At 72.1% G+C, this 18,884-nt stretch carries 15 protein-coding genes; 10 read left to right on the top strand and 5 right to left on the bottom strand.

What is annotated here, in order from left to right:
* Positions 1–30 precede the first annotated feature (30 nt).
* Positions 31–1,290, top strand: a complete 1,260-nt coding sequence (locus AB0I79_RS11715; protein ID WP_357870539.1) for a response regulator — start codon at positions 31–33, stop codon at positions 1,288–1,290.
* On the opposite strand, the gene AB0I79_RS11710 is transcribed toward AB0I79_RS11715, so the two are convergent.
* A complete protein-coding gene (locus AB0I79_RS11710) occupies positions 1,250–1,498 on the bottom strand; it encodes a hypothetical protein (protein ID WP_357870537.1) in 249 nt (82 codons plus the stop codon). The two genes, AB0I79_RS11715 and AB0I79_RS11710, sit on opposite strands and share 41 nt — an antisense overlap.
* Positions 1,499–1,708: 210 nt before the next feature.
* Between AB0I79_RS11710 and ccmA the strand changes: the two genes are divergently transcribed.
* Both ccmA and AB0I79_RS11700 read left to right on the top strand, forming a co-directional pair.
* Entirely contained in the window at positions 1,709–2,332 is a 624-nt protein-coding gene (gene ccmA, locus AB0I79_RS11705; RefSeq protein ID WP_357870535.1) for a heme ABC exporter ATP-binding protein CcmA, read from the top strand.
* Positions 2,329–3,867 (top strand): DUF6297 family protein, encoded by a 1,539-nt coding sequence (locus tag AB0I79_RS11700; protein ID WP_357870533.1) that lies wholly within the window; start codon positions 2,329–2,331, stop codon positions 3,865–3,867. The genes ccmA and AB0I79_RS11700 overlap by 4 nt, the downstream gene beginning before the upstream one ends.
* Positions 3,868–3,899: 32 nt before the next feature.
* Here AB0I79_RS11700 and AB0I79_RS11695 read toward each other — a convergent pair whose 3' ends face one another.
* Positions 3,900–4,391: a GNAT family N-acetyltransferase gene (locus AB0I79_RS11695; protein ID WP_357870530.1), complete on the bottom strand. Its 492-nt coding sequence runs from the start codon at positions 4,389–4,391 to the stop codon at positions 3,900–3,902.
* Between the two features lie 40 nt (positions 4,392–4,431).
* On the bottom strand, positions 4,432–6,261 hold the full coding sequence (gene lepA / locus AB0I79_RS11690; protein ID WP_357870527.1) for a translation elongation factor 4: 1,830 nt from the start codon (positions 6,259–6,261) through the stop codon (positions 4,432–4,434).
* A gap of 56 nt (positions 6,262–6,317) precedes the next feature.
* Between lepA and AB0I79_RS11685 the strand changes: the two genes are divergently transcribed.
* The 6 genes from AB0I79_RS11685 to AB0I79_RS11660 all read left to right on the top strand — a co-directional run bounded on the left by AB0I79_RS11685 (position 6,318) and on the right by AB0I79_RS11660 (position 15,095).
* Positions 6,318–7,304 (top strand): hypothetical protein, encoded by a 987-nt coding sequence (locus AB0I79_RS11685; protein WP_357870524.1) that lies wholly within the window; start codon positions 6,318–6,320, stop codon positions 7,302–7,304.
* A gap of 109 nt (positions 7,305–7,413) precedes the next feature.
* A complete protein-coding gene (gene rpsT, locus AB0I79_RS11680; RefSeq protein ID WP_225272675.1) occupies positions 7,414–7,686 on the top strand; it encodes a 30S ribosomal protein S20 in 273 nt (90 codons plus the stop codon).
* A gap of 180 nt (positions 7,687–7,866) precedes the next feature.
* Positions 7,867–10,920, top strand: coding sequence for an ABC transporter permease (locus AB0I79_RS11675; protein ID WP_357870521.1), 3,054 nt, complete (start codon positions 7,867–7,869; stop codon positions 10,918–10,920).
* Positions 10,917–13,493, top strand: a complete 2,577-nt coding sequence (locus AB0I79_RS11670; protein WP_357870518.1) for an FtsX-like permease family protein — start codon at positions 10,917–10,919, stop codon at positions 13,491–13,493. Before AB0I79_RS11675 ends, AB0I79_RS11670 begins: the two co-directional genes overlap by 4 nt.
* Positions 13,490–14,410: an ABC transporter ATP-binding protein gene (locus AB0I79_RS11665; protein ID WP_357870515.1), complete on the top strand. Its 921-nt coding sequence runs from the start codon at positions 13,490–13,492 to the stop codon at positions 14,408–14,410. The genes AB0I79_RS11670 and AB0I79_RS11665 overlap by 4 nt, the downstream gene beginning before the upstream one ends.
* On the top strand, positions 14,403–15,095 hold the full coding sequence (locus AB0I79_RS11660; RefSeq protein WP_357870513.1) for an ABC transporter ATP-binding protein: 693 nt from the start codon (positions 14,403–14,405) through the stop codon (positions 15,093–15,095). The genes AB0I79_RS11665 and AB0I79_RS11660 overlap by 8 nt, the downstream gene beginning before the upstream one ends.
* A gap of 125 nt (positions 15,096–15,220) precedes the next feature.
* On the opposite strand, the gene AB0I79_RS11655 is transcribed toward AB0I79_RS11660, so the two are convergent.
* On the bottom strand, positions 15,221–16,789 hold the full coding sequence (locus tag AB0I79_RS11655; RefSeq protein ID WP_357870511.1) for an MFS transporter: 1,569 nt from the start codon (positions 16,787–16,789) through the stop codon (positions 15,221–15,223).
* A gap of 67 nt (positions 16,790–16,856) precedes the next feature.
* Between AB0I79_RS11655 and AB0I79_RS11650 the strand changes: the two genes are divergently transcribed.
* Complete coding sequence (locus AB0I79_RS11650) at positions 16,857–17,342, top strand: MarR family transcriptional regulator (RefSeq protein ID WP_357870509.1); 486 nt, start codon at positions 16,857–16,859, stop codon at positions 17,340–17,342.
* A gap of 432 nt (positions 17,343–17,774) precedes the next feature.
* On the opposite strand, the gene holA is transcribed toward AB0I79_RS11650, so the two are convergent.
* Positions 17,775–18,746 (bottom strand): DNA polymerase III subunit delta, encoded by a 972-nt coding sequence (holA, locus tag AB0I79_RS11645; protein ID WP_357870507.1) that lies wholly within the window; start codon positions 18,744–18,746, stop codon positions 17,775–17,777.
* Positions 18,747–18,884 lie beyond the last annotated feature (138 nt).

The following is an 18,884-nucleotide window of genomic DNA, read 5'->3' as shown; positions in this document are numbered from 1 at the left end:
CGTCCCCTCGACGCGCAGGAGGTCGCACGGATGACCAGGGTGGTCGTGGTGGATGACCAGGCCGTGGTGCGTGAGGGGCTGGTGCTGCTGCTCGGCCTGCTGCCGGGGATCGAGGTGGTCGGCTCGGCGGGCGACGGCGAGGCGGCGCTGCGCATGGTCGAAGCCGAGCGGCCGGACGTGGTGCTCATGGACCTGCGCATGCCCCGCATGGGCGGAGTGGAGGCCACCGGCCGCATCCGCGCCGCGTACCCGGACACCCAGGTCGTCGTGCTCACCACGTACTCGGACGACGAGTCGGTCTTCGCCGCACTGCGCGCGGGCGCTCGCGGCTTCCTCACCAAGGACGCCGACGCCGACGACATCGCCTCGGCCGTGGCCACGGTGATGCGCGGTGACGCCCAGCTCGACCCCACGGTGCAACGCCGCCTCCTCGACACCATGCCCCCTCCCCCGGCCACAACCACCACCCCATCGGCACCGGCCACCTCTGCCACACCGGGCACCGCATCCACCTCACCGCCCCCTCCTGCTGCCGACCCACGTCACAACGGCACCGTCGGCAGCGAGGCGGGCACCACCGGATCGCGCACCGCCGAGGCGGACGGGAACACCCCCGCGCCCGTGGCGGGACGCGATCAGGCAGCCGCGCCGCACGCCCAGAACCGCGAGACCCGCAGGAGCGCTCAGGCGACCGCGCCACACGCGCAGGACCGTGAGGCCGACAGGGGCCGCTGGGCCGCCACGCCACACGCGCAGGACCGTGAGGCCGACAGGGGCTGCTGGGCCGCCACGCCGCCCGTCCAGGACCACGGGGCCGGCGGGCGCGATCAGCCGCCCGCCGAGCTTCGCCGGCTGCCCGACAGCCACAGCCGACCACCCGTCCGGACGAGCCCGTCGCCCGGCGGCGACAGCCAGGCGTCCAGCAGGACGAACCGACCGCAGGACAGCCCTGGCCGGTCGTCCGACACAGCGAGCCGGCCGTCCGACGAGGCGAGCCGGTCACCCGACGAGGGGAACCGGCCGTCCGACGAGGCGAGCCGGTCACCTGACAAGAGGAACCGGCCGCCCCACGAGGGGAGCCGGTCGCACCACGGCCTGACGCCGCGTGAGACCGAGGTGCTGCGCCTCATCGCCGAGGGCCTGTCGAACGCGGAGATCGCCGCCCGCCTCTACATCACCGAGGCGACCGTCAAGACCCACATCAACAACCTCTTCGCCAAGGCGCACCTGCGGGACCGGGCCCAGGCCGTCACCTACGCCTTTCGTCACGGCCTGGCGCACCCCGGTTGAGCTGGGACTCCTCGTCGAAGCCCGCAAGCTGTAACAACGTCTCCAACGCCGCCTGCCGGGTCTCCTCCACCGAGCTCCCGCGCTCGCCGAAGCACTCGGCCGCCACGTCGAGCAGCGCCGTCACGACAGCCGCGTCGGGGTAGGGCACATCGACCAGGACCGTGCCGTCGGTGCCCTCCTCGCCGTCCGCCAAATGGCGCCTCAGCAACCGCCGAGCCTCCTCAGCCACAGCCACCCCCAGCACCGCGGCACGCTCGAATCGCTCAGAAGCAATCACGTCACCCTCCAGTCGCACAGGTGTTCGGGTATAGAAGGTAGACGGTGGCACCGACAGAATCCCTTGCGTCCTCGGGCTTGCGGGCCGAGATCGGCGCTCGGCGGGTACGCGTTCACGGGTGGCCGTGGATACGCTCGAACGGTGTACGACTCGATCATCAGTGTTGAAACCCTCACCGTGGAGCTGGGCGGCAACCCGGTGCTCCGCGACCTGGACCTGACCGTGGCGCCGGGTGAGATCGTGGCCGTGGTCGGCTCGAACGGCTCGGGGAAGTCCACCCTGCTGCGCTGCCTGGCCGGTCTGCAGCCCGTCACCTCCGGCGAGGTACGCGTGTTCGGGAAGCCCCCCGCCGACGACGCCGCGTTCTGGGGCCGTGTGGCGCTGCTGGGCGACGAGCCCGCCTGGTATCCGGGCCTCACGGCACGCGAGCATCTGGAGCTGATGGGAGCCGTACACGCCCAGGCCAGGATGACGGTGGACGCGGCGCTGGAGCTGTTCGCGTTGCAGGAGCGGGCGGACGCGCCGCCGCTGAACCTGTCCACGGGCCAGCGCCAGCGCCTCTCCCTGGCCGCCACCCTGCTGCGGCCGAGCACGCTGCTCCTCCTGGACGAGCCGGAACGCGGCCTGGACAAGGACTTCCGCGCCGACCTCGCGGACCTGCTCCACGAGTACGCCGACGAGGGCGGCACCGTCGTCATGGCCACCCACGACCAGGGCCTGGCCACGATCAGCCGCCAGGTCGCCCCCTCAGGGGTGGCCGCATGACCGGGTCGTCGGGAGCCGGCGTCCGTACGGTGCGGGCGTACCTGCGGTCGCGCGGGCGCACCCCCGCCGGCGTGATGGACCGTTACGTCTCCGTCTTCTGCCTGGCCATGCTCATCGCCGTGACGGGCAAGCCCCTGTCCGACGTGCTCGCCGGCCTGGCCGTGCCCGGCGAGCCCGCGCGCATGGGGGCGGGGGTGGCGCTGCTCGCGCTGGGCCTGGCCGGGTTCCTGGCCGCGGCCCGTAACGCCGGGCCCGTTCTGCTGCCCGGCGCCGACGCCTCCTGGCTGCTGCTCTCCCCGCTGAACCGGCGGCACGTGCTCGGCCGTGCGGCGCGCCTGCTGCTCGGCGTCGCGGTGGTGGCGGGGGTGGTGCTCGGGGTGGGGTTGCTCGCCGTGCTGGGCGCGCCGGACCAGCTCGTGTGGCGGGTGCTGGGCGCGCTGGTCGTGGGTGTGGCCGCGGCGGTGGGCGGGATGGCGCTGGCCGTGCTGGGGCAGGCGTCCACGTCGTGGCGGTTGTGGCTGACCGGTGCGGTGGCCATGCTGCTCGTGCTGGCGGCGGTCGCGGTGACCGGGCAGCTCCGTACGGTGCTGGCCATCGCGGCGAGCGCTCCCCCGCCCGCTCTCGCGGCCGCCGTCTCCGGCGCCGCCGTCGTCTCCGGCCTGCTCGTACGGCAGGCGTGGGTCTCGCTCGAACGCATCCCCACCCGCACACTCGTGGCCTCCTCCACCCGGGCCGGCCACGTGGCGGGCGCGGCCATGTCCCTCGACCCCGGCGCGCTCACCTGGATCGCCGAGGACAACCACTGGCGGGCCAGGAAGCTCCCCTCCCGGCGCTGGCCGTCGCTGCCGGCGCCGTTCGCGCTGGCCTGGCAGGACTGGCGGCGGCTGGCCCGCCGGCGCGGGCGGCTGGTGGGCGTGACGGCGACGGCCGCGCTGCCCGCCGTCCTGGCCCAGGCCGGAGGTTCTCCGACGGCCCTCGGCGTGGCCTTGCTGGGGGGTGCGCTGGCCGTGGCGTCCATCAGCACGTCAGGAGCGCGCAGGGACGCCGACAACCCCGCCCTGGCCCGGCTCATCGGGGTGAGCCGGCGGAAGGCGCTGGCGGCCCGCGCGGTCCTGCCGGGACTGCTGGCCGGCGCGTGGACGGCCCTGGCCTTCACCGGCCTGGCCGTCGGCGGCGCGATGGCCGGGCTCGCTGACGCTGGTGGCGTGGCAGGCGGGTTCGGTGGGGCGTGGTGGTTGTTCGGGCCGCTGGCCGCGCCCGCGCTGGCCGCCGCAGCCCTGCGGATGGCCGGGCGCGCTCCCGTCGATCACTCCATGCCGGTCATCGACACCCCGGGCGGCGCCATCCCGACCGGCCCGCTGTTCTGGGCGGCCACCGGCCCGGACCTGGCCCTGCTCGGCTGCCTCCCCACCGCCGTCGCGCTGGTCTCCCAGCCGACGGACCTGGCCCCCTTCCTGATGGCGCAGGGAGTGGTGAGCGTGGTGGTGCTGGCGGGGTTCGTCTGGCGGTCCCGTTCAGGCGGCAAGGTGCGGTGACCGGCTAGCCTCAGCGGCGCCATCACCCCCGGTCAGGCGACGTAGACGTCGCTGGGCAGCCCGCCGTACGGGATCGTCCGGTCCTTGCGCATCCCGGCCCGCTCCGCCACCCGGTGCGACGGCAGGTTGACATCCCTGATCACGGCGACCACGGTCCCCAGCCCCCTGCCCACCCGCAGCGCCGCCCGGGCGAGCTCGACCGCGTACCCGTGGCCCCACGCCGACGGCCGGAAGCGGTAGTACAGGTTCAACACCTCGGCTTCGTCCACAACCGCGTGGCGCAGGCCGCCGAAGCCGAGGACGCGCGGGTGGCCCGGCAGGCGCGCGGCCCAGTAGCCGAGCCCGCGTTCGTCCCAGTCGGCCAGCCACAGGTCGAGCATGGCCCGGCTGGCCTCCAGGTCGGTGACGGGGCCGCCGGGGTGGTAAACGCTGGTACGCGGATCGGAATGGATCTCGTGCACGGCGTCCAGATCGTCGGGCATCACCCGAGATAGGACCAATCGCGCCGTCCGCACCACTTCCATGCTTTCAGGGTATTCAGGCGCCCCCGCCCCGGAAAAGCGGCTACTTCTTGGTCTTGTCGGCGCTGGAGTCCGTGGACAGCGCGGCGACGAAGGCCTCCTGCGGCACCTCGACCCGGCCGACCATCTTCATCCGCTTCTTGCCTTCCTTCTGCTTCTCCAGCAGCTTCCGCTTACGGGAGATGTCACCGCCGTAGCACTTGGCCAGCACGTCCTTGCGGATGGCGCGGATGTTCTCGCGGGCGATGACCCTGGCGCCGATGGCGGCCTGGATCGGCACCTCGAACTGCTGCCTGGGGATCAGCTCGCGCAGCTTCTTGGCCATGTCGACGCCGTAGCCGTAGGCCTTGTCCTTGTGCACGATGGCGCTGAAGGCGTCGACCGCCTCGCCCTGCAGCAGGATGTCGACCTTGACCAGCTCGGCCTCCTGCTCGCCCGCCGGCTCGTAGTCGAGCGAGGCGTAGCCGCGGGTGCGGGACTTGAGCTGGTCGAAGAAGTCGAAGATGATCTCGCCGAGCGGCAGCGTGTAGCGGATCTCGACCCGGTCCTCCGACAGGTAGTCCATGCCGAGGAGCTGGCCGCGCCGCCCCTGGCAGATCTCCATGATCGCGCCGATGAACTCGGCCGGCGCCAGGATCGTGGACTTCGTCACCGGCTCGAAGACCTGCGCGATCTTGCCGCCGGTGGGGAACTCCGACGGGTTGGTGACGGTCAGCTCCTTGCCGTCCTCCATGATCACGCGGTAGACCACGTTGGGCGCCGTGGAGATCAGCGACAGCCCGAACTCGCGTTCCAGCCGCTCCCGCACGATCTCCATGTGCAGCAGGCCGAGGAAGCCGACGCGGAACCCGAACCCGAGCGCCGCCGAGGTCTCCGGCTCGTAGACCAGCGCGGCGTCGTTGAGCTGCAGCTTGTCGAGCGCCTCGCGCAGCTCCGGATACTCGTCGCCGTCGATCGGGTAGAGCCCCGAGAACACCATGGGCTTCGGGTGCTCGTAGCCGGCCAGCATCTCCTGGGCGCCCTTGGCCGCCGAGGTGACCGTGTCACCCACCCGCGACTGGCGCACGTCCTTCACGCCGGTGATGAGGTAGCCCACCTCGCCGACGCCGAGGCCCAGGTCGGAGATCTTCGGCTCGGGCGAGATGACGCCGATCTCCAGCGTCTCGTGGGTGGCGTTGGTGGACATCATGAGGATGCGCTCACGCTTGCCGAGGTGGCCGTCCACGACTCGGACGTAGGTGACCACACCGCGGTAGGTGTCGTAGACGGAGTCGAAGATCAGCGCGCGGGCGGCGGCGTCGGCGTTGCCCACGGGGGCCGGGATCGTCTGCACGACGTGGTCGAGCAGCTCGCGCACGCCCTCGCCGGTCTTGCCCGACACCTTGAGCACGTCGGACGGGTCGCAGCCGATCAGCCCCGCCAGCTCCTCGGCGAACTTCTCCGGCTGCGCCGCCGGCAGGTCGATCTTGTTGAGGACGGGGATGATGTTCAGGTCGGCGTTCATGGCCAGGTAGAGGTTGGCCAGCGTCTGCGCCTCGATGCCCTGGGCCGCGTCGACCAGCAGGATCGCGCCCTCGCACGCCTGCAGCGACCGGGACACCTCGTAGGTGAAGTCGACGTGCCCGGGGGTGTCGATCATGTTGAGCACGTGGCCGGCCCACGGCAGCCGCACGGCCTGCGACTTGATCGTGATGCCGCGCTCGCGCTCGATGTCCATCCTGTCGAGGTACTGGGCACGCATGGAGCGGTCGTCGACCACGCCGGTGATCTGCAGCATCCGGTCGGCAAGGGTCGACTTGCCATGGTCGATGTGCGCGATGATGCAGAAGTTGCGGATCAACGCGGGGTCGGTCTGGCCAGGCTGAGTGCGCACCGAAGTCCGTTTCGACAGGGTTGAGGTCAAGCAGTCTTCTATGGTGACATGCCCGGGTGATTGCCCGAACCGTCATCCGCCGCGGCCTGCGCCTGCTCGCGCTTGCCTTGGCCATCGTGGTCGCGCTGGGCGGCCTCCTCGCCGCGGCGCTCCGGATCCAGTTTACCGGTGCCCCGGCGGCCTGGGCGAAGAGCACCGGCAACGACGCCTTGTGGCTGGGCCACGCCTGGGTGGACGGCCGCCGTACGGAGCAGGACGTCGAGAAGCTCGCGTTACGGCTGCGTACCACAGGCATCAAGGACGTGTACGTCCACTCCGGCCCCTTCGAGTGGGACGGCCGCCTGAATCCCGCTAAATACCCCAACGCCGGAAATTTCGTGCAATGGATGCGAAAGCAGCTGCCCGACGTCCGCGTCTCCGCCTGGCTCGGCCAGGCCGTCAAGAACGGCCTCGACCTCGACGCCCCCCGCTCCCGCGAGAACGTCCTGGCCGGCGTCGCCGCCATCATGAAGCAGGGCTACGACGGCATCCACTACAACTTCGAGCCCATCGGCGACGGCGACACCGAGTTCCTCGACCTCCTGGACAGGACGCGGCAGCACACGAAGCTGCTGTCCACCTCCGTCCCGCAGATCGAGCCGTACCTGGGCATGCGCCTGACCGCCAGGGCCCTCCTGGGCCACGACAAGTACTGGTCCGAGGGCTACTTCCGCCAGGTCGTGGACCGCGTCGACCAGGTGGCGATCATGACGTACGACTCGTTCACCCCCTCACAGTCCCTCTACGGCGGTTACGTGGCCCGTCAGGCCCGGCTCGCCCTGGACCTGGTTCCGGAGTCCAAGGCCCTGTTCATCGGCGCCCCCGCCTACCACGACCATGGCGTACCCTGGCTGGACCAGGCGGAGAGCGTCGCGATGGCCGCCGAGGGCGCCAGGCTGGCGCTGTCGGACCACGGCCGCCGCGAGCGGTTCGGGCTGGCCCTCTACGTCGACTTCGCGGCCACCGAAGAGGACTGGCGCGAGTACATGACGCGGTGGCGTTGATTTGAGCAGCCGCCTGAGTTATTGGTAACCTGAGCAACTGCGTGTGGCGCGCCCTCTCTCGAGCCCGCGCGCCCCGTCCATCACTTCAGACTTTCACCGAGGCTTCTTCGTGGCGAACATCAAGTCCCAGATCAAGCGCAACAAGCAGAACGAGAAGGCTCGTCTGCGCAACAAGGCAGTCAAGTCCTCGCTGAAGACGGCTGTCCGTAAGTTCCGCGAGGCCGCCGAGCAGGGCGACGTGGAGCAGGCCGTGGCCCTGCAGCGGGTCGCTGCCCGTCAGCTCGACAAGGCCGTCAGCAAGGGCGTCATCCACAAGAACCAGGCCGCCAACCGCAAGTCCGCGATCGCCAAGCAGGCCGCGGCACTCGCCGGCGCCAAGTAAGCCGCAATTCGGCTGCCCGAAACGCCGCACCTCCACCAAGGGGTGCGGCGTTGTTTTTTGCCGTGGTTTGTCACGGTTTCGATATCACACGCCCGTATCGGGTGCGTCACCGTTCCAAAGATCCCTTGCTCCTCCTCCTTCACCTGCCAGAAGGTGCACTAAACGGGTGAAGGGGGACACATGCGGGGGCCGTTGGTCGTCAAGAGGGCGTTCAGCGAGCCGCTGCTCCTCCTGGCCGCCCTGGGCTCGATCCTCCTGGCGACCACCACGCTGGTGGCGCTGACCATGTACGCCTCCTCCATCGCCGATGCCGGTGTCCGCCGGACGATGGAGACGGCCTCGTACGAGCAGACCGCGGCCACCATCAGCGCCCCCGTGACAGCCGAGACGTTCCCCGCGTTCGACCGGTCCGTACGCGCCGAGCTCACCCGCGCCTACGCCGCCGAGCCGGCCCTCACCACCAGCTTCCGCTCCGACTCCTACGCCATGCCGGGCCAGGAGGCACGGCAGCGGCCCGAGCTGCTCAGGTTCGGCAGCTACGACGGGCTCGACCGGCACGCGAAGCTGGTCTCCGGAGCCTGGCCGAAACCCGGGAACGACCCGGTCGAGGTGGCGATCTCGCTGCCGGCGGCCTCGGCGGCCGGGTTCGAGGCGGGGCAGGAGTTCACCACGCGGGGGCGGCTCGACCCCCGCCCGGTCAGGGTCCGCGTGGCCGGCGTCTTCCAGCTCAACGACCCCTCCGGCGAGCGCTGGGCCGGCGAGCAGCTCCTCGGCAGGGGCGTGGAGCGCGGCGACTTCACCACGTACGGGCCGCTCATGGTGCCCCGCGAGACCTTCCTGGCCCGCTTCGCCACGAACGTCAACGCGACCTGGACCGCCGTGCCCGACCTGCGCGCGCTCACCCCCGAGCAGCTGCGCCCGCTGGCCGGCGCGATCGCGCAGGTGGAGGAGCGGCTGAAGGCGGGCGGCTGCGCGAGCTGCGTGGCCACGAGCCACCTGCCCGGCATGCTCACCCAGCTCGACACCGCCTCGCTGGTGGCGCGCTCCACCATGCTGATCCCGGTGCTGCAACTGCTGCTGCTGGCCGCGTACGCGCTGATGCTCACCGCGCGGCTGCTGGCCGACCACCGGCGCATGGAGGTGGCGCTGCTGCGCTCGCGTGGCGCGGGCACGATGCGGCTGGCGGCGCTGGCGGGCGGCGAGGCGCTGCTGGTGGCGCTGCCGTGCGCGGTCGTGGCGCCGTTCCTGGGGCCGCCGCTGCTCGCGCTGGTCAACCAATTGCCCTGGATCAGGGCGTCGGGGGTGCGGCTGGCGCCGGTGGCGGACGTGGGGACGTTCCTCGTGTCGTTCGGGGTGGCGCTGGCCTCGGCCGTGCTGCTGGTCCTGCCCGCGCTGGCGGGCGCGCGGCGCACGTACGTGGAGGAGCAGTCGGCGCGCGGGCGCGGCGGCGGGCGCGGCCTGATCGAGCGGGCGGGCGCGGACCTGGCGCTGCTGGTCGTGGCCGGGCTGGCCATCTGGCAGCTCCAGCGCTACGGCGCGCCCGTGACCGTGACGGCGGCCGGCGGGCTGGGCATCGACCCGCTGATCATCTCCGGGCCCGCGCTGGCCCTGCTCACGGGCGGCATGCTGGGGCTGCGGCTGGTGCCGCGCCTGTCGCGGCTGGCCGAGCGGGTGACCTCCAGGCGCCCCGCGCTCGCCCCCGCGCTCGGGGCGTGGCAGGTGAGCAGGCGGCCGCTCAAGTACGCCGGGCCCGCGCTGCTGCTCACGATGGCGATCGCGATCGGCATCGTCTCCCTGGCCACCGCCTCGACCTGGCGCTCATCGCAGCTCGACCAGGCCCGCCACCAGGCGGGGGCCGACCTGCGGCTGTCAGGCCCCGCGGAGGGCCCCGAGCTGGGGGCGCTCGGCCGCGGCACGGCGTTCGCCGCGCTGCCGGGCGTCACCGCGGCCTCGCCCGGATTCCGCGGGCAGACCGACGTGGGCGGCGAGAACGCGATGCTGCTCGCGCTGGACGCGGGCAAGCTGGGCGAGCTGTTCCACCTGCGTCCCGACCTGTCGGCGCAGGGCGTCGGCGAGCTGTCGCGGGCGCTGGCCGGCGACCGGACGGCCGGACTGGCCCTGCCTGGACGGCCGGCCAGGCTGACCCTGACCGCCGAGGCGAGCGCGGACCTGCCGCTGCGGCTGGTGCTGTCCGACGGGCTCGGCGTCTGGCGTGACGTGTCGCTCGGCTTGCTCAAGCAGGGGACGAACCGGATCGAGGTGGACCTGCGCGCGCTGGCAGGACGGAGCGGGACGATCACGTACCCGGTGTCGCTGCTCGGCCTGGTCGCCGGCGCCCAGGACAGCCCCGCGAGCCTGACGCTCGAAGCCGTCACCGCCGACGGGCAGCAGGTGCCGGCGCCCCCGCTCACGATGAGCGTCAGCGGGGACGTGATGGCCCCCTTCGTACGGCGGCCCGAACCGGGCCCGATGCCCGTGGTGCTCACCGCCGACCTGGCCGCCTCGCTCAAGCTGGGCGTCGGGCAGACCGGGAAGGCGTCCATCGACCGCCGGGTCATGCCGGTCAAGGTCGTCGGCGTGGTGGAGACGATGCCGACGACCGCGGCCGGGCAGCAGGCCGTGCTCGTCGACTGGGCGACCATGCAGGCGCACGAGCTGGCCGCGGCGCGGCTCCCCCGGCCCGCCACCGAGTGGTGGCTGGCCGCCGGCGACACCACCGCCGCCGTGGCCGCGCTCGGCGGCCATCCCGAGTGGGACGTCACCGCGCTCGACCAGCGGACGCTGGCCGCCACGCTGCGCGACGACCCGCTGGCCAGCGGGCTGCAGGGGGCGCTGATGCTGGGGTTCATGGCGGCGCTGGTGTTCGCGGCGCTCGGGTTCCTGGTCAACGCGACGGTCGCGGCGCGGGAGCGGCTGGCGGAGTTCGCGATCCTGCGGGCGCTCGGGGTGAGCTCCAGGCAGGTGCTCGGGATGCTGGCCGTGGAGCAGGCGTTCGTGGTGGGGCTGTCGCTGGCGGCGGGCACCGGGCTGGCGGTCGTCGTCGGCGTGCTGGTGGTGCCGCACATCGTGCTGACCGGCCAGGCCGCGGCCGTCACGCCGGGTGTGGTGCTCGACATCCCGTGGGCGGCCACCGGTCTGATGCTGGCGCTGGTGGCGGCGTTGCTGTTCGCGATCGTCGCCGGGCTGGCGCGCAACGTGCGCCGTCAGGGGCACGGCCTTCGGGAGGAACAGTGAGGATCTGGCTGCTCGCCCGGGTGCACCTGGGCACGGTGGCCGTGCTCTTCGTGCTCACGTTGAGCGCGTGCCTGCTGGTCGCGGGCCTGCCGAGGGGGATGCAGGCCTCGTACGACGAGGCCCTGCGCCGCGCGCTGACCACCGCCCCGGCCGTGCAGAGCGACCTGACCGTGACCGTGGAGTCCCACGGGCAGGGCGAGGACCTGCGCGAACGCGCCCAGTTCGACTCCCGCGACCGCCTCTGGCGCGAGATCCTGCCCGCCGGGCTGCGCCCGCTGACCACCGGCGCCGGCCACATGAGCGCCAAGACCTCGCTCACGCCGATCACCGGAACCAGCGGCGGGGCGTACGTCAACCTGGGCTGGCTCTCCGACGCCGACCGGCGCGTGGACTGGGTCGCGGGACGGGCGCCCGGCGCACCCGCCACGAGCCGCCACGAAGGTGAGACGATCCCCGTCTTCGAGGTGGGGGTCGTCGAGGAGGCCCTGGCCGAAATGGGCCTGAAGCTGGGCCAGACGATCACCCTCGGCGAGAACGACTACGCCGCCGTGAAGATCGTCGGCGTCTTCCGGGCCAAGGACCCCGGCGACCGCTACTGGTCGCACAACTCCGACATCCTCCACGTCATCGAGCAGCAGCCGCCCGGCGGCAAGGACCACGTCAAGCACATCACCACGCTGATGTCCGACGCCGGGCTGACCGCGCTCAGCGGCGAGGGGCGCAACCTGTCCTACCGCTGGATCCTGCCCCTCGACGCGCGGGCCGCCAGTGCCCTGGACGTGCCCGAGCTGCGGGCGGCGGTCGCCGAGTTCGACCGGGTCGTGGGGCTGCAGACCACCGGCAGCCCGTACCGCGTCGAGACGGCGCTGCCCAAGCTGCTCGGCGACTTCCTGGCCGCGCTGTCCACCGCGCAGACCGTGATGTACCTGGTGCTCGGCGGGCTGCTGGTGGTCGCGCTCGGCGTGATCGTGCTGGCCGTGCAGCTCCTGGCCGACAAGCTGGACCACACGCTGACCCTGGCGCGGGCGCGCGGCGGGTCGCTGCCTCAGGTGGCGGGCACGGCCGCGGCCTTGACCGGGCTCGCGGTGGCGCCCGCGGCGCTGCTCGGGTACGCGCTGTCCTTCCTCGTGACCGGGCCGGCGCTGCCGATCGTGCACGCCGGGCCGGCGATCGTGGTGGCCGTGGCCGTCGGGTTCGCCGCCGTGCGGCCGGCGCTCGTGCACCGCACGCCGCTGCACGGCTCGCGGGACGACGTGGCCACCGCCCGGCCCTCCGCCAAGCGGATCACGCTGGAGGTGCTGGTCGTGGTGCTCGCGCTGGCGGGGGCGTACCTGCTGCGGGCCCGCGGGCTGAGCGCGTCGGGCGGGCAGGACCCGTTCCTGCTCGTGGTGCCGATCGCGCTGACCGTGGCGGCGGCGCTGATCACGTTGCGCTGCTACCCGTACCCGCTGCGGTTGTTCGTCCGGCTGGCCTCGCGCGGCCGGGCGGCGGTGCCGTTCCTGGGGTTGACCAGGGCGGCCAGGGCGCGTTCCGGCAGCCTGCTGCCGGTGCTGATCCTGCTGCCCGCGCTGGGCGTGTCGGTGTTCGCGGCGGTGGTCTCCGACGGGATCGCGACCACGCAGCGGACGGCGTCCTGGCAGCAGGTGGGCGCGCCGATCAGGATCACCTCGGAGAGCGAGATCCCCGCAGGGGTGATCGAGCGGGTGCGCGGCCTGCCCGGGGTCGAACGGGTGGTGCTCGCCCAGACGGGACGGGTGCAGGTCGGGTACGGCGCGGAGCGGGCCGAGGCCATCGCCGTGGACGTGGCCCAGTGGCGGCAGCTCCTCGGCGACGCCCCCGTCGGCCTGCCGCCGCTGTCCGACGGCGCGCTCGTCTCGCCCGAGCTGCGCGGGCGGGGCACGTTCGAGATCGGGTGGCAGTCGCGGGTGAAGCTGGCCACGCGCGGCGTGATCGAGTCGGTGCCCGGCTTCTCCACCCAGGGCAAGTTCCTGGTCGTGCCCATCGGCGTGCAGGTCCGGCCGGCCGTGAACACGCTGCTGATCCAGGGGGATGCCGCGCTCTCCGACCTGGCACGGCTGGTCCCGTCGGCCGTCGTCACCTCCCAGGAGAGCGCTCTGCGGGCCATCCAGGACGATCCGCTGACGAGCACGGCGCGCTGGACGCTCGTCGTCGTGACGGTCGCACTGGCGGCGTACGCGCTGATCGCCGTCGTCCTGTCGCTGGTCATCGGGGCCGCCGAGCGGGCGCGGGCGGTGTCGTTCCTGCGCACGCTCGGCCTGTCGGAGCGGCAGGCGCAGCGCCTGACCGTGCTGGAGATCCTGCCCATGATCGTCGTCACCGCGCTGATCGGGCTCGGCCTGGGCCTCGGCCTGCCCGCCGCGCTCGGGCCCGGCGTGGACCTGTCGTCGTACGCGGGCGACCTGCCCGTGGGCGACTACTCGCTGGACCTGTTCCTGCCCAGCGCGCTGGCGGCCGGGCTGGCCGTCGTCGCCGTACTCGGCGCGTACGCGCACACCGCCATCAGCCGGCGCCGCAGCCTCGGCACCGTACTCCGAGTGGGAGACCTCCCATGAACCCGACCCTGTCAGAGCTGGAAGCCAAGGCCAGGCGGCCGGCCGCCGCGTTCGGCGGCGACGCGCACATCGTCTGCGACAACCTCGTCCGCATCTACAAGACCGAAGGCGTCGAGGTCGTCGCCCTGCAGGGCCTGGACCTGGTGATCGACAAGGGCGAGCTGGTCGCCATCGTCGGGGCGTCGGGCTCAGGCAAGTCGACGCTGCTCAACGTGCTGTCCGGGCTGGACGTGCCGACCGCCGGCGTGGCCAGGGTGGCCGGGATGGACCTGCTGTCGATGAGCGCCAAGGACCGGCTGCGGTACCGGCGCTCCGTGGTCGGGTTCATCTGGCAGCAGACGGCGCGGAACCTGCTGCCGTACCTGACCGCTCGGGAGAACGTCGAGCTGCCGATGAAGCTGGCGGGCTCCGCGCGCAAGGGGCGGGCCCTGGAGCTGCTGGAGCTGCTCGGCGTCGCCTCCTGCGCCAACCGCAGAACGCCCGAGATGTCCGGCGGCGAGCAGCAGCGCGTGGCCATCGCCGTCGCCCTCGCCAACTCCCCGCAGCTCATCCTGGCCGACGAGCCGACGGGCGAGCTGGACAGCGAGACGTCGGAGCAGGTGTTCGACGCGCTGCGCAAGGCCAACAGGGAGCTGGGCGTGACCGTGGTCATCGTGACGCACGACCCGCTGGTGTCGGAGCAGGTGGACCGGACGGTGGGCATCCGCGACGGCCGTACCAGCAGCGAGACGCTGCGGCGGGAGGGCGCCGAGGGGCAGATCATCGCCGAGGAGTACGCCGTGCTCGACCGGGTGGGGCGCCTGCAGCTGCCACGTGACTTCATGAACGCCCTCGACATGGAACGCCGGGTGCGCCTGGAGCTCGAATCCGACCACATCGGCGTGTGGCCCGCCCGAGAGGAGCCCTCGAATGACTGACTCGCCCCTGGTCGTGGTGGAAGGGCTGCGCAAGGTCTACCGGACCGGGCCCAAGGAGGTCGTGGCGCTGCGGGACGTGTCGTTCTCCGTGCTGCCCGGGGAGCTGGTCGCGATCCGCGGCCGGTCCGGCTCGGGCAAGACGACCCTGCTCAACCAGATCGGCGGCCTCGACAAACCGGACGCCGGGCGGGTGGTGGTGGACGGGCTCGAGATCACCTCCCTGTCCGAGGACGGGCTGCTGGCCGTGCGCAGGGACGTGATCGGGTTCGTGTTCCAGTCGTTCGGGCTGATCCCCGTACTGTCGGCGGCGGAGAACGTGGGGGTGCCCATGCGGCTGCTGCGGACGCCGGTGGAGGAGCGGGAGTCTCGCGTACGGATGCTGCTCGCGCTCGTGGGGCTGGAGCAGCACGTCAACCAGCGGCCGTACGAGCTGTCCGGGGGGCAGCGGCAGCGGGTGGCCATCGCCAGGGCCCTGGCCAACCGGCCCCGGCTGCTGGTGGCCGACGAGCCCACGGGGCAGCTCGACTCGCAGACGGGGCGGCAGATCATGGAGCTGCTGCGGGCGCTCGTGCGGAGTGAGGGGGTGACGGCGCTGGTGGCCACGCACGATCCGAGCCTGATGACGCTGGCGGATCGGGTGCTGGAGATCAGCGATGGGGTGGTGCGGGAGGCCGCGCTCACATAGGGGTGTACGGCGGGGCCACGCCGACCTGGTGGAGCGCGGCGCGGACATGCTGACCTGGTGGAGCGCGGCGCAGACACGCTGACCTGGTGGAGCGCGGCGCGGACACGCTCGCCTGATGGTCCGTCTCATGGCGTCCTGCGCTCGCCCCCGGCCTGGCTCGGCTCCGCCGAACCGGGCTCCTGGCCGTGGTGGCGCCGGCCACGTGGCTGCCAGACGATCGCCACGAGGTTGGCTGCGGCGACCAGCACACCGCCCGTCACCGCCAGCGCCGTCACCCCCGTCATCCCCGCCAGCGGCGCGGCCACCGCCAGCCCGAACGGCCGCGACGCGAACGAGATCAGCTGGTCGAACGACCGCACCCGCCCCAGAGCCCCCTCAGGAACCTCCTCCGCCACCACCGTCTCCCACAGCGGGCTGAGCAGCCCCAGCCCGAACATCGCCACGAAGTACGCCCCCGCCAGCACGGCGACGGGCGCGGGAACGGCCAGGGCCACCATGGGCAGCAGGTAACTCGCGGCACCGGCCTGCACCACCGCCAGCGGGCGCCGGATCGGCAACCTGGGGGCGGCGAACACGCCCAGCACCATCCCCACGGTCCCGCTCTGCACGATCACCATCCAGCCGGTCTCGCCACCCAGCTGGTGTACGGCGGTCACGGGGGCGAGCGTCAGGAACAACCCGGCCACGAAGTGCCAGACGCCGTGGCCGAGCACGCACGCCAGGAACCAGGGCCGTACCCTGATCTCCCGCCATCCCCGTACGAGGTCTTCCTGGAACGACGCCCAAGCCCCGCGCCGTTCGCCTCGCCTTGGACGGCTCGCCCGGCTCCTGCCAGGGACCGACTCGGGCTCTCGGCCACTGGCCGCCCCTGGAACCCCAGCCGACCTGCGAACCCCGATTCCCCGCAGAACTCCAGCAGGCCCCTGCCCCTTCCTCATCACCGCCCCAGCAGACCTGTGATCCTCGGTCGTCCTCGCGAGGCCGGCCTCCTGCGTCACGTCAGCCTTACCCGCCGGGTCGGCCTTCCCCGCCATGCCAGCCTTACCCGCCGGGTCGGCCTTCCCCGCCACGCCGGCCTTACCCGCCACGCCGGCCTTCCCCACCACGCCAGCCTTACCCGCCACGCCGGCCTTCCCCGAGACGGCGGGTGACGTACGGATACCACCCAGAGTCAACGCCGAGCAGGCGAACAACACCGCCGTGAGCCCCGCCGCCCACCCCGGGCCGGCGGCCACGGTGACCGTTCCGGCGATGGCCGGGGCCGCGACGCTGGACAGGCTCGTCACCACGCCGATGCGCGCGTTCATCCGCAACCGGTCCGGACCGGGCACCACCGCGATCACCAGCCTCGGCACGGCCGGGCTGCCGAACGCGATGGCCGCCCCCGCCACCGCCGACAGGAGGGCAAGATCGAGCAGACGGTTCAGCCCCAGCAGGAGCTCGACGGCGATGGCCGCCTGCGACAGGCATCGGACCAGGTCGGCGGCCAGGGCGAGCCGTCCCGGCCTGACCCGGTCGGCCATCACCCCGCCGACGGGCAACAGCACCAGCAGCGGGATCAGCTCGCTCGCCAACACGATCCCCAGCTCCCCGCCGTCGCCGCCGGCCCGCAGGACCGCCAGCGTGAGTGTCGTGGGGATGAGGGCCGTGGCCAGGGCTGACAGACAGCGTCCGATCAGAAGCCGATGCATCATGGCCGAGACGATATTTCGCTGACGAATGTTTCGTCAACAAAATACTTGCTGGCGTATGATCCGTGGCATGGAGGACTCGGTCGATCGCCATCTGGCCCGCTGGCGCGGCAAGGCGCCCTTCGACGAGCGGGTGGAGGCCATCGTGACGCGGATGCAGTTCCTCGTGAAGCACCTGTCCCACACGAAGGAGGCGGCTCTGGCGGAGGTCGGCATGCAGGACTACGAGTTCGAGACGCTGCACCGCCTGGTGGCGCGCGGCGGATCGGCGACGCCGTCGGAACTGGCAGCGGACCTGCTGCTCTCACCGGCCGGCATGACGGGGCGCCTGGACACGCTGGAGCGTACGGGGCTGGTGCGCCGGGTCCGCAGCACCGAGGATCGCCGCCGGGTGGACGTCGAACTCACCTCGAAGGGCAAGGACCTGTGGTTCGAGGCGATGACCATCCGCGCCGAGGTGGAGGCGTCCATGGTCAACGCCCTGAACCCAGCGGATCAGGACCTGCTGGACGCCCTGCTCAAACAACTCCTCCTCAAGGCAGAAGCCACCCACTGACCCCTACCGGCAACCGGCATGCCAGGCACCTCGCCCGGTCCCCCATCCGGACGAACCGCGCACTCCACCACCACCACGCAACCGCGTTCCAACCGCAACGGACACCGCACTCCACCCGCGACAGGCACGAGCTACCCCGTCCAGGACAGTGCTTCCGCCCGGAACCACCACCCTGAACGCCACCACGCATGCGACCAGAACGGGCTCAAGCTGCCACCGTTCCGGCTGTGCTATTGCCCGGAACGGGCCCGGACCACCACCCTGAGCGCAACCACGTGCTCAATCGAGGCGCGTCCTGAACCGCCACCGTTTCAGGCTGTGGCTACCGCCCGGAACGGGGAGACCACCCGGAACGGGCACGGGCCACCGCCCGAAACCGCCACGAGCCACCGCCCGGAACGGGCACGGACCACCGCCCGAAACTGGCACGGGCTACCGTCCGGTGCGGCTGGCCACGATGACCTGCACCGTGTGCTCCAGCGCGTACGCCGGGTCTGCTCCCCCACCCTTGACCTGCTCGTCCGCACTGGCCACAGCCTGGATCGCCCTCGCCAGCCCTTCCGGCCCCCACCCGTTGAGCTGGCGCTTCACCCGATCCACCTTCCACGGCGGCATGCCGACGTGACTGGCCAACTGCCCACCACGCAGGTTTCGCGGCGCGCTGCCGACCTTGGCAAGCGACCGCAGCCCACCGGCCAGCGCACTTACCAGCAGCACCGGCGCAACCCCCGTGCCGAGCGCCCACCGCAACTGCTCCAGAGCCTCCGCCAGCCGCCCCTCGACGGCCGAATCGGCGACGTTGAAGCCGGTGACCTCCGCCCGTCCCTTGTGATACCGGGCCACCGCAGCCGCACTGATCGTCTTGTCCTCGGTGTCGAACGCCAGCTGGCTACACGCAGCAGCCAGCTCGCGAAGATCGTTCCCCACGGCGTCGAGCAACGCCTGCGCCGCGTCGCCCGAGATGTTCCGCCCGGTCCGCTTGAACTCCCCCTTGATGAAGTCCAGCCGCTCCCCTGCCTTGGTGACCTTGTTGACCGTGATCACCTTGGCTCCGGCCTTCTTCACCCCGTCGACCAGCGCCTTCCCCTTCACCCCACCCGGATGCGCCAGGACCATCACGGTGTCCTCCGAGGGCTGCTTGGCATACGTCACGATCTCGGTGATGACCTCTTTGGCCAGATCCTGGGCAGACCTGATCACCACGACGGAACGATCCCCGAAGAGCGACGGCGAGGTCAGCTGGGTGAGCTCGCCAGTGGTGACCTTGCTGCCGAGGAGGTCGTGCACCTCGGCGCTGGCATCGGCAGCCCGCGCCGCCGCCACGACACCACTCACCGCCCGCTCAACCAGCAGCTCCTCGTCGCCGACAACCAAGGTCACAGGTGCTGGATCGGTTCCCGCCATGTCAGGCAGCATGCCATGCGCCGCCGACAACCTGGTACTCAACGTTCTGACTCCCCTCCAGCCCCCTCCTCGCCCTCACCAGCCCCCTCCACGTCCTGCAGCCCGCTCCTCGCCCTCACCAGGCGCACAAGGCACGAC

This window comes from Nonomuraea sp. NPDC050202 (assembly GCF_040656115.1).
Classification (GTDB): domain Bacteria; phylum Actinomycetota; class Actinomycetes; order Streptosporangiales; family Streptosporangiaceae; genus Nonomuraea.
This window is presented reverse-complemented; position numbering and strand designations above follow the sequence as displayed.

What these genes read in the sequence shown, in the direction of transcription:
- AB0I79_RS11715 (WP_357870539.1), top strand. Translation starts at nt 31, where the DNA reads ATGACCAGGGTGGTCGTGGTGGATGACCAGGCCGTGGTGCGTGAGGGG.
- AB0I79_RS11700 (WP_357870533.1), top strand. Translation starts at nt 2,329, where the DNA reads ATGACCGGGTCGTCGGGAGCCGGCGTCCGTACGGTGCGGGCGTACCTG.
- AB0I79_RS11695 (WP_357870530.1), bottom strand. Translation starts at nt 4,391, where the DNA reads ATGGAAGTGGTGCGGACGGCGCGATTGGTCCTATCTCGGGTGATGCCC.
- AB0I79_RS11675 (WP_357870521.1), top strand. Translation starts at nt 7,867, where the DNA reads ATGCGGGGGCCGTTGGTCGTCAAGAGGGCGTTCAGCGAGCCGCTGCTC.
- AB0I79_RS11665 (WP_357870515.1), top strand. Translation starts at nt 13,490, where the DNA reads ATGAACCCGACCCTGTCAGAGCTGGAAGCCAAGGCCAGGCGGCCGGCC.
- AB0I79_RS11660 (WP_357870513.1), top strand. Translation starts at nt 14,403, where the DNA reads ATGACTGACTCGCCCCTGGTCGTGGTGGAAGGGCTGCGCAAGGTCTAC.
- AB0I79_RS11655 (WP_357870511.1), bottom strand. Translation starts at nt 16,789, where the DNA reads ATGATGCATCGGCTTCTGATCGGACGCTGTCTGTCAGCCCTGGCCACG.
- AB0I79_RS11650 (WP_357870509.1), top strand. Translation starts at nt 16,857, where the DNA reads ATGGAGGACTCGGTCGATCGCCATCTGGCCCGCTGGCGCGGCAAGGCG.
- holA (WP_357870507.1), bottom strand. Translation starts at nt 18,746, where the DNA reads ATGGCGGGAACCGATCCAGCACCTGTGACCTTGGTTGTCGGCGACGAG.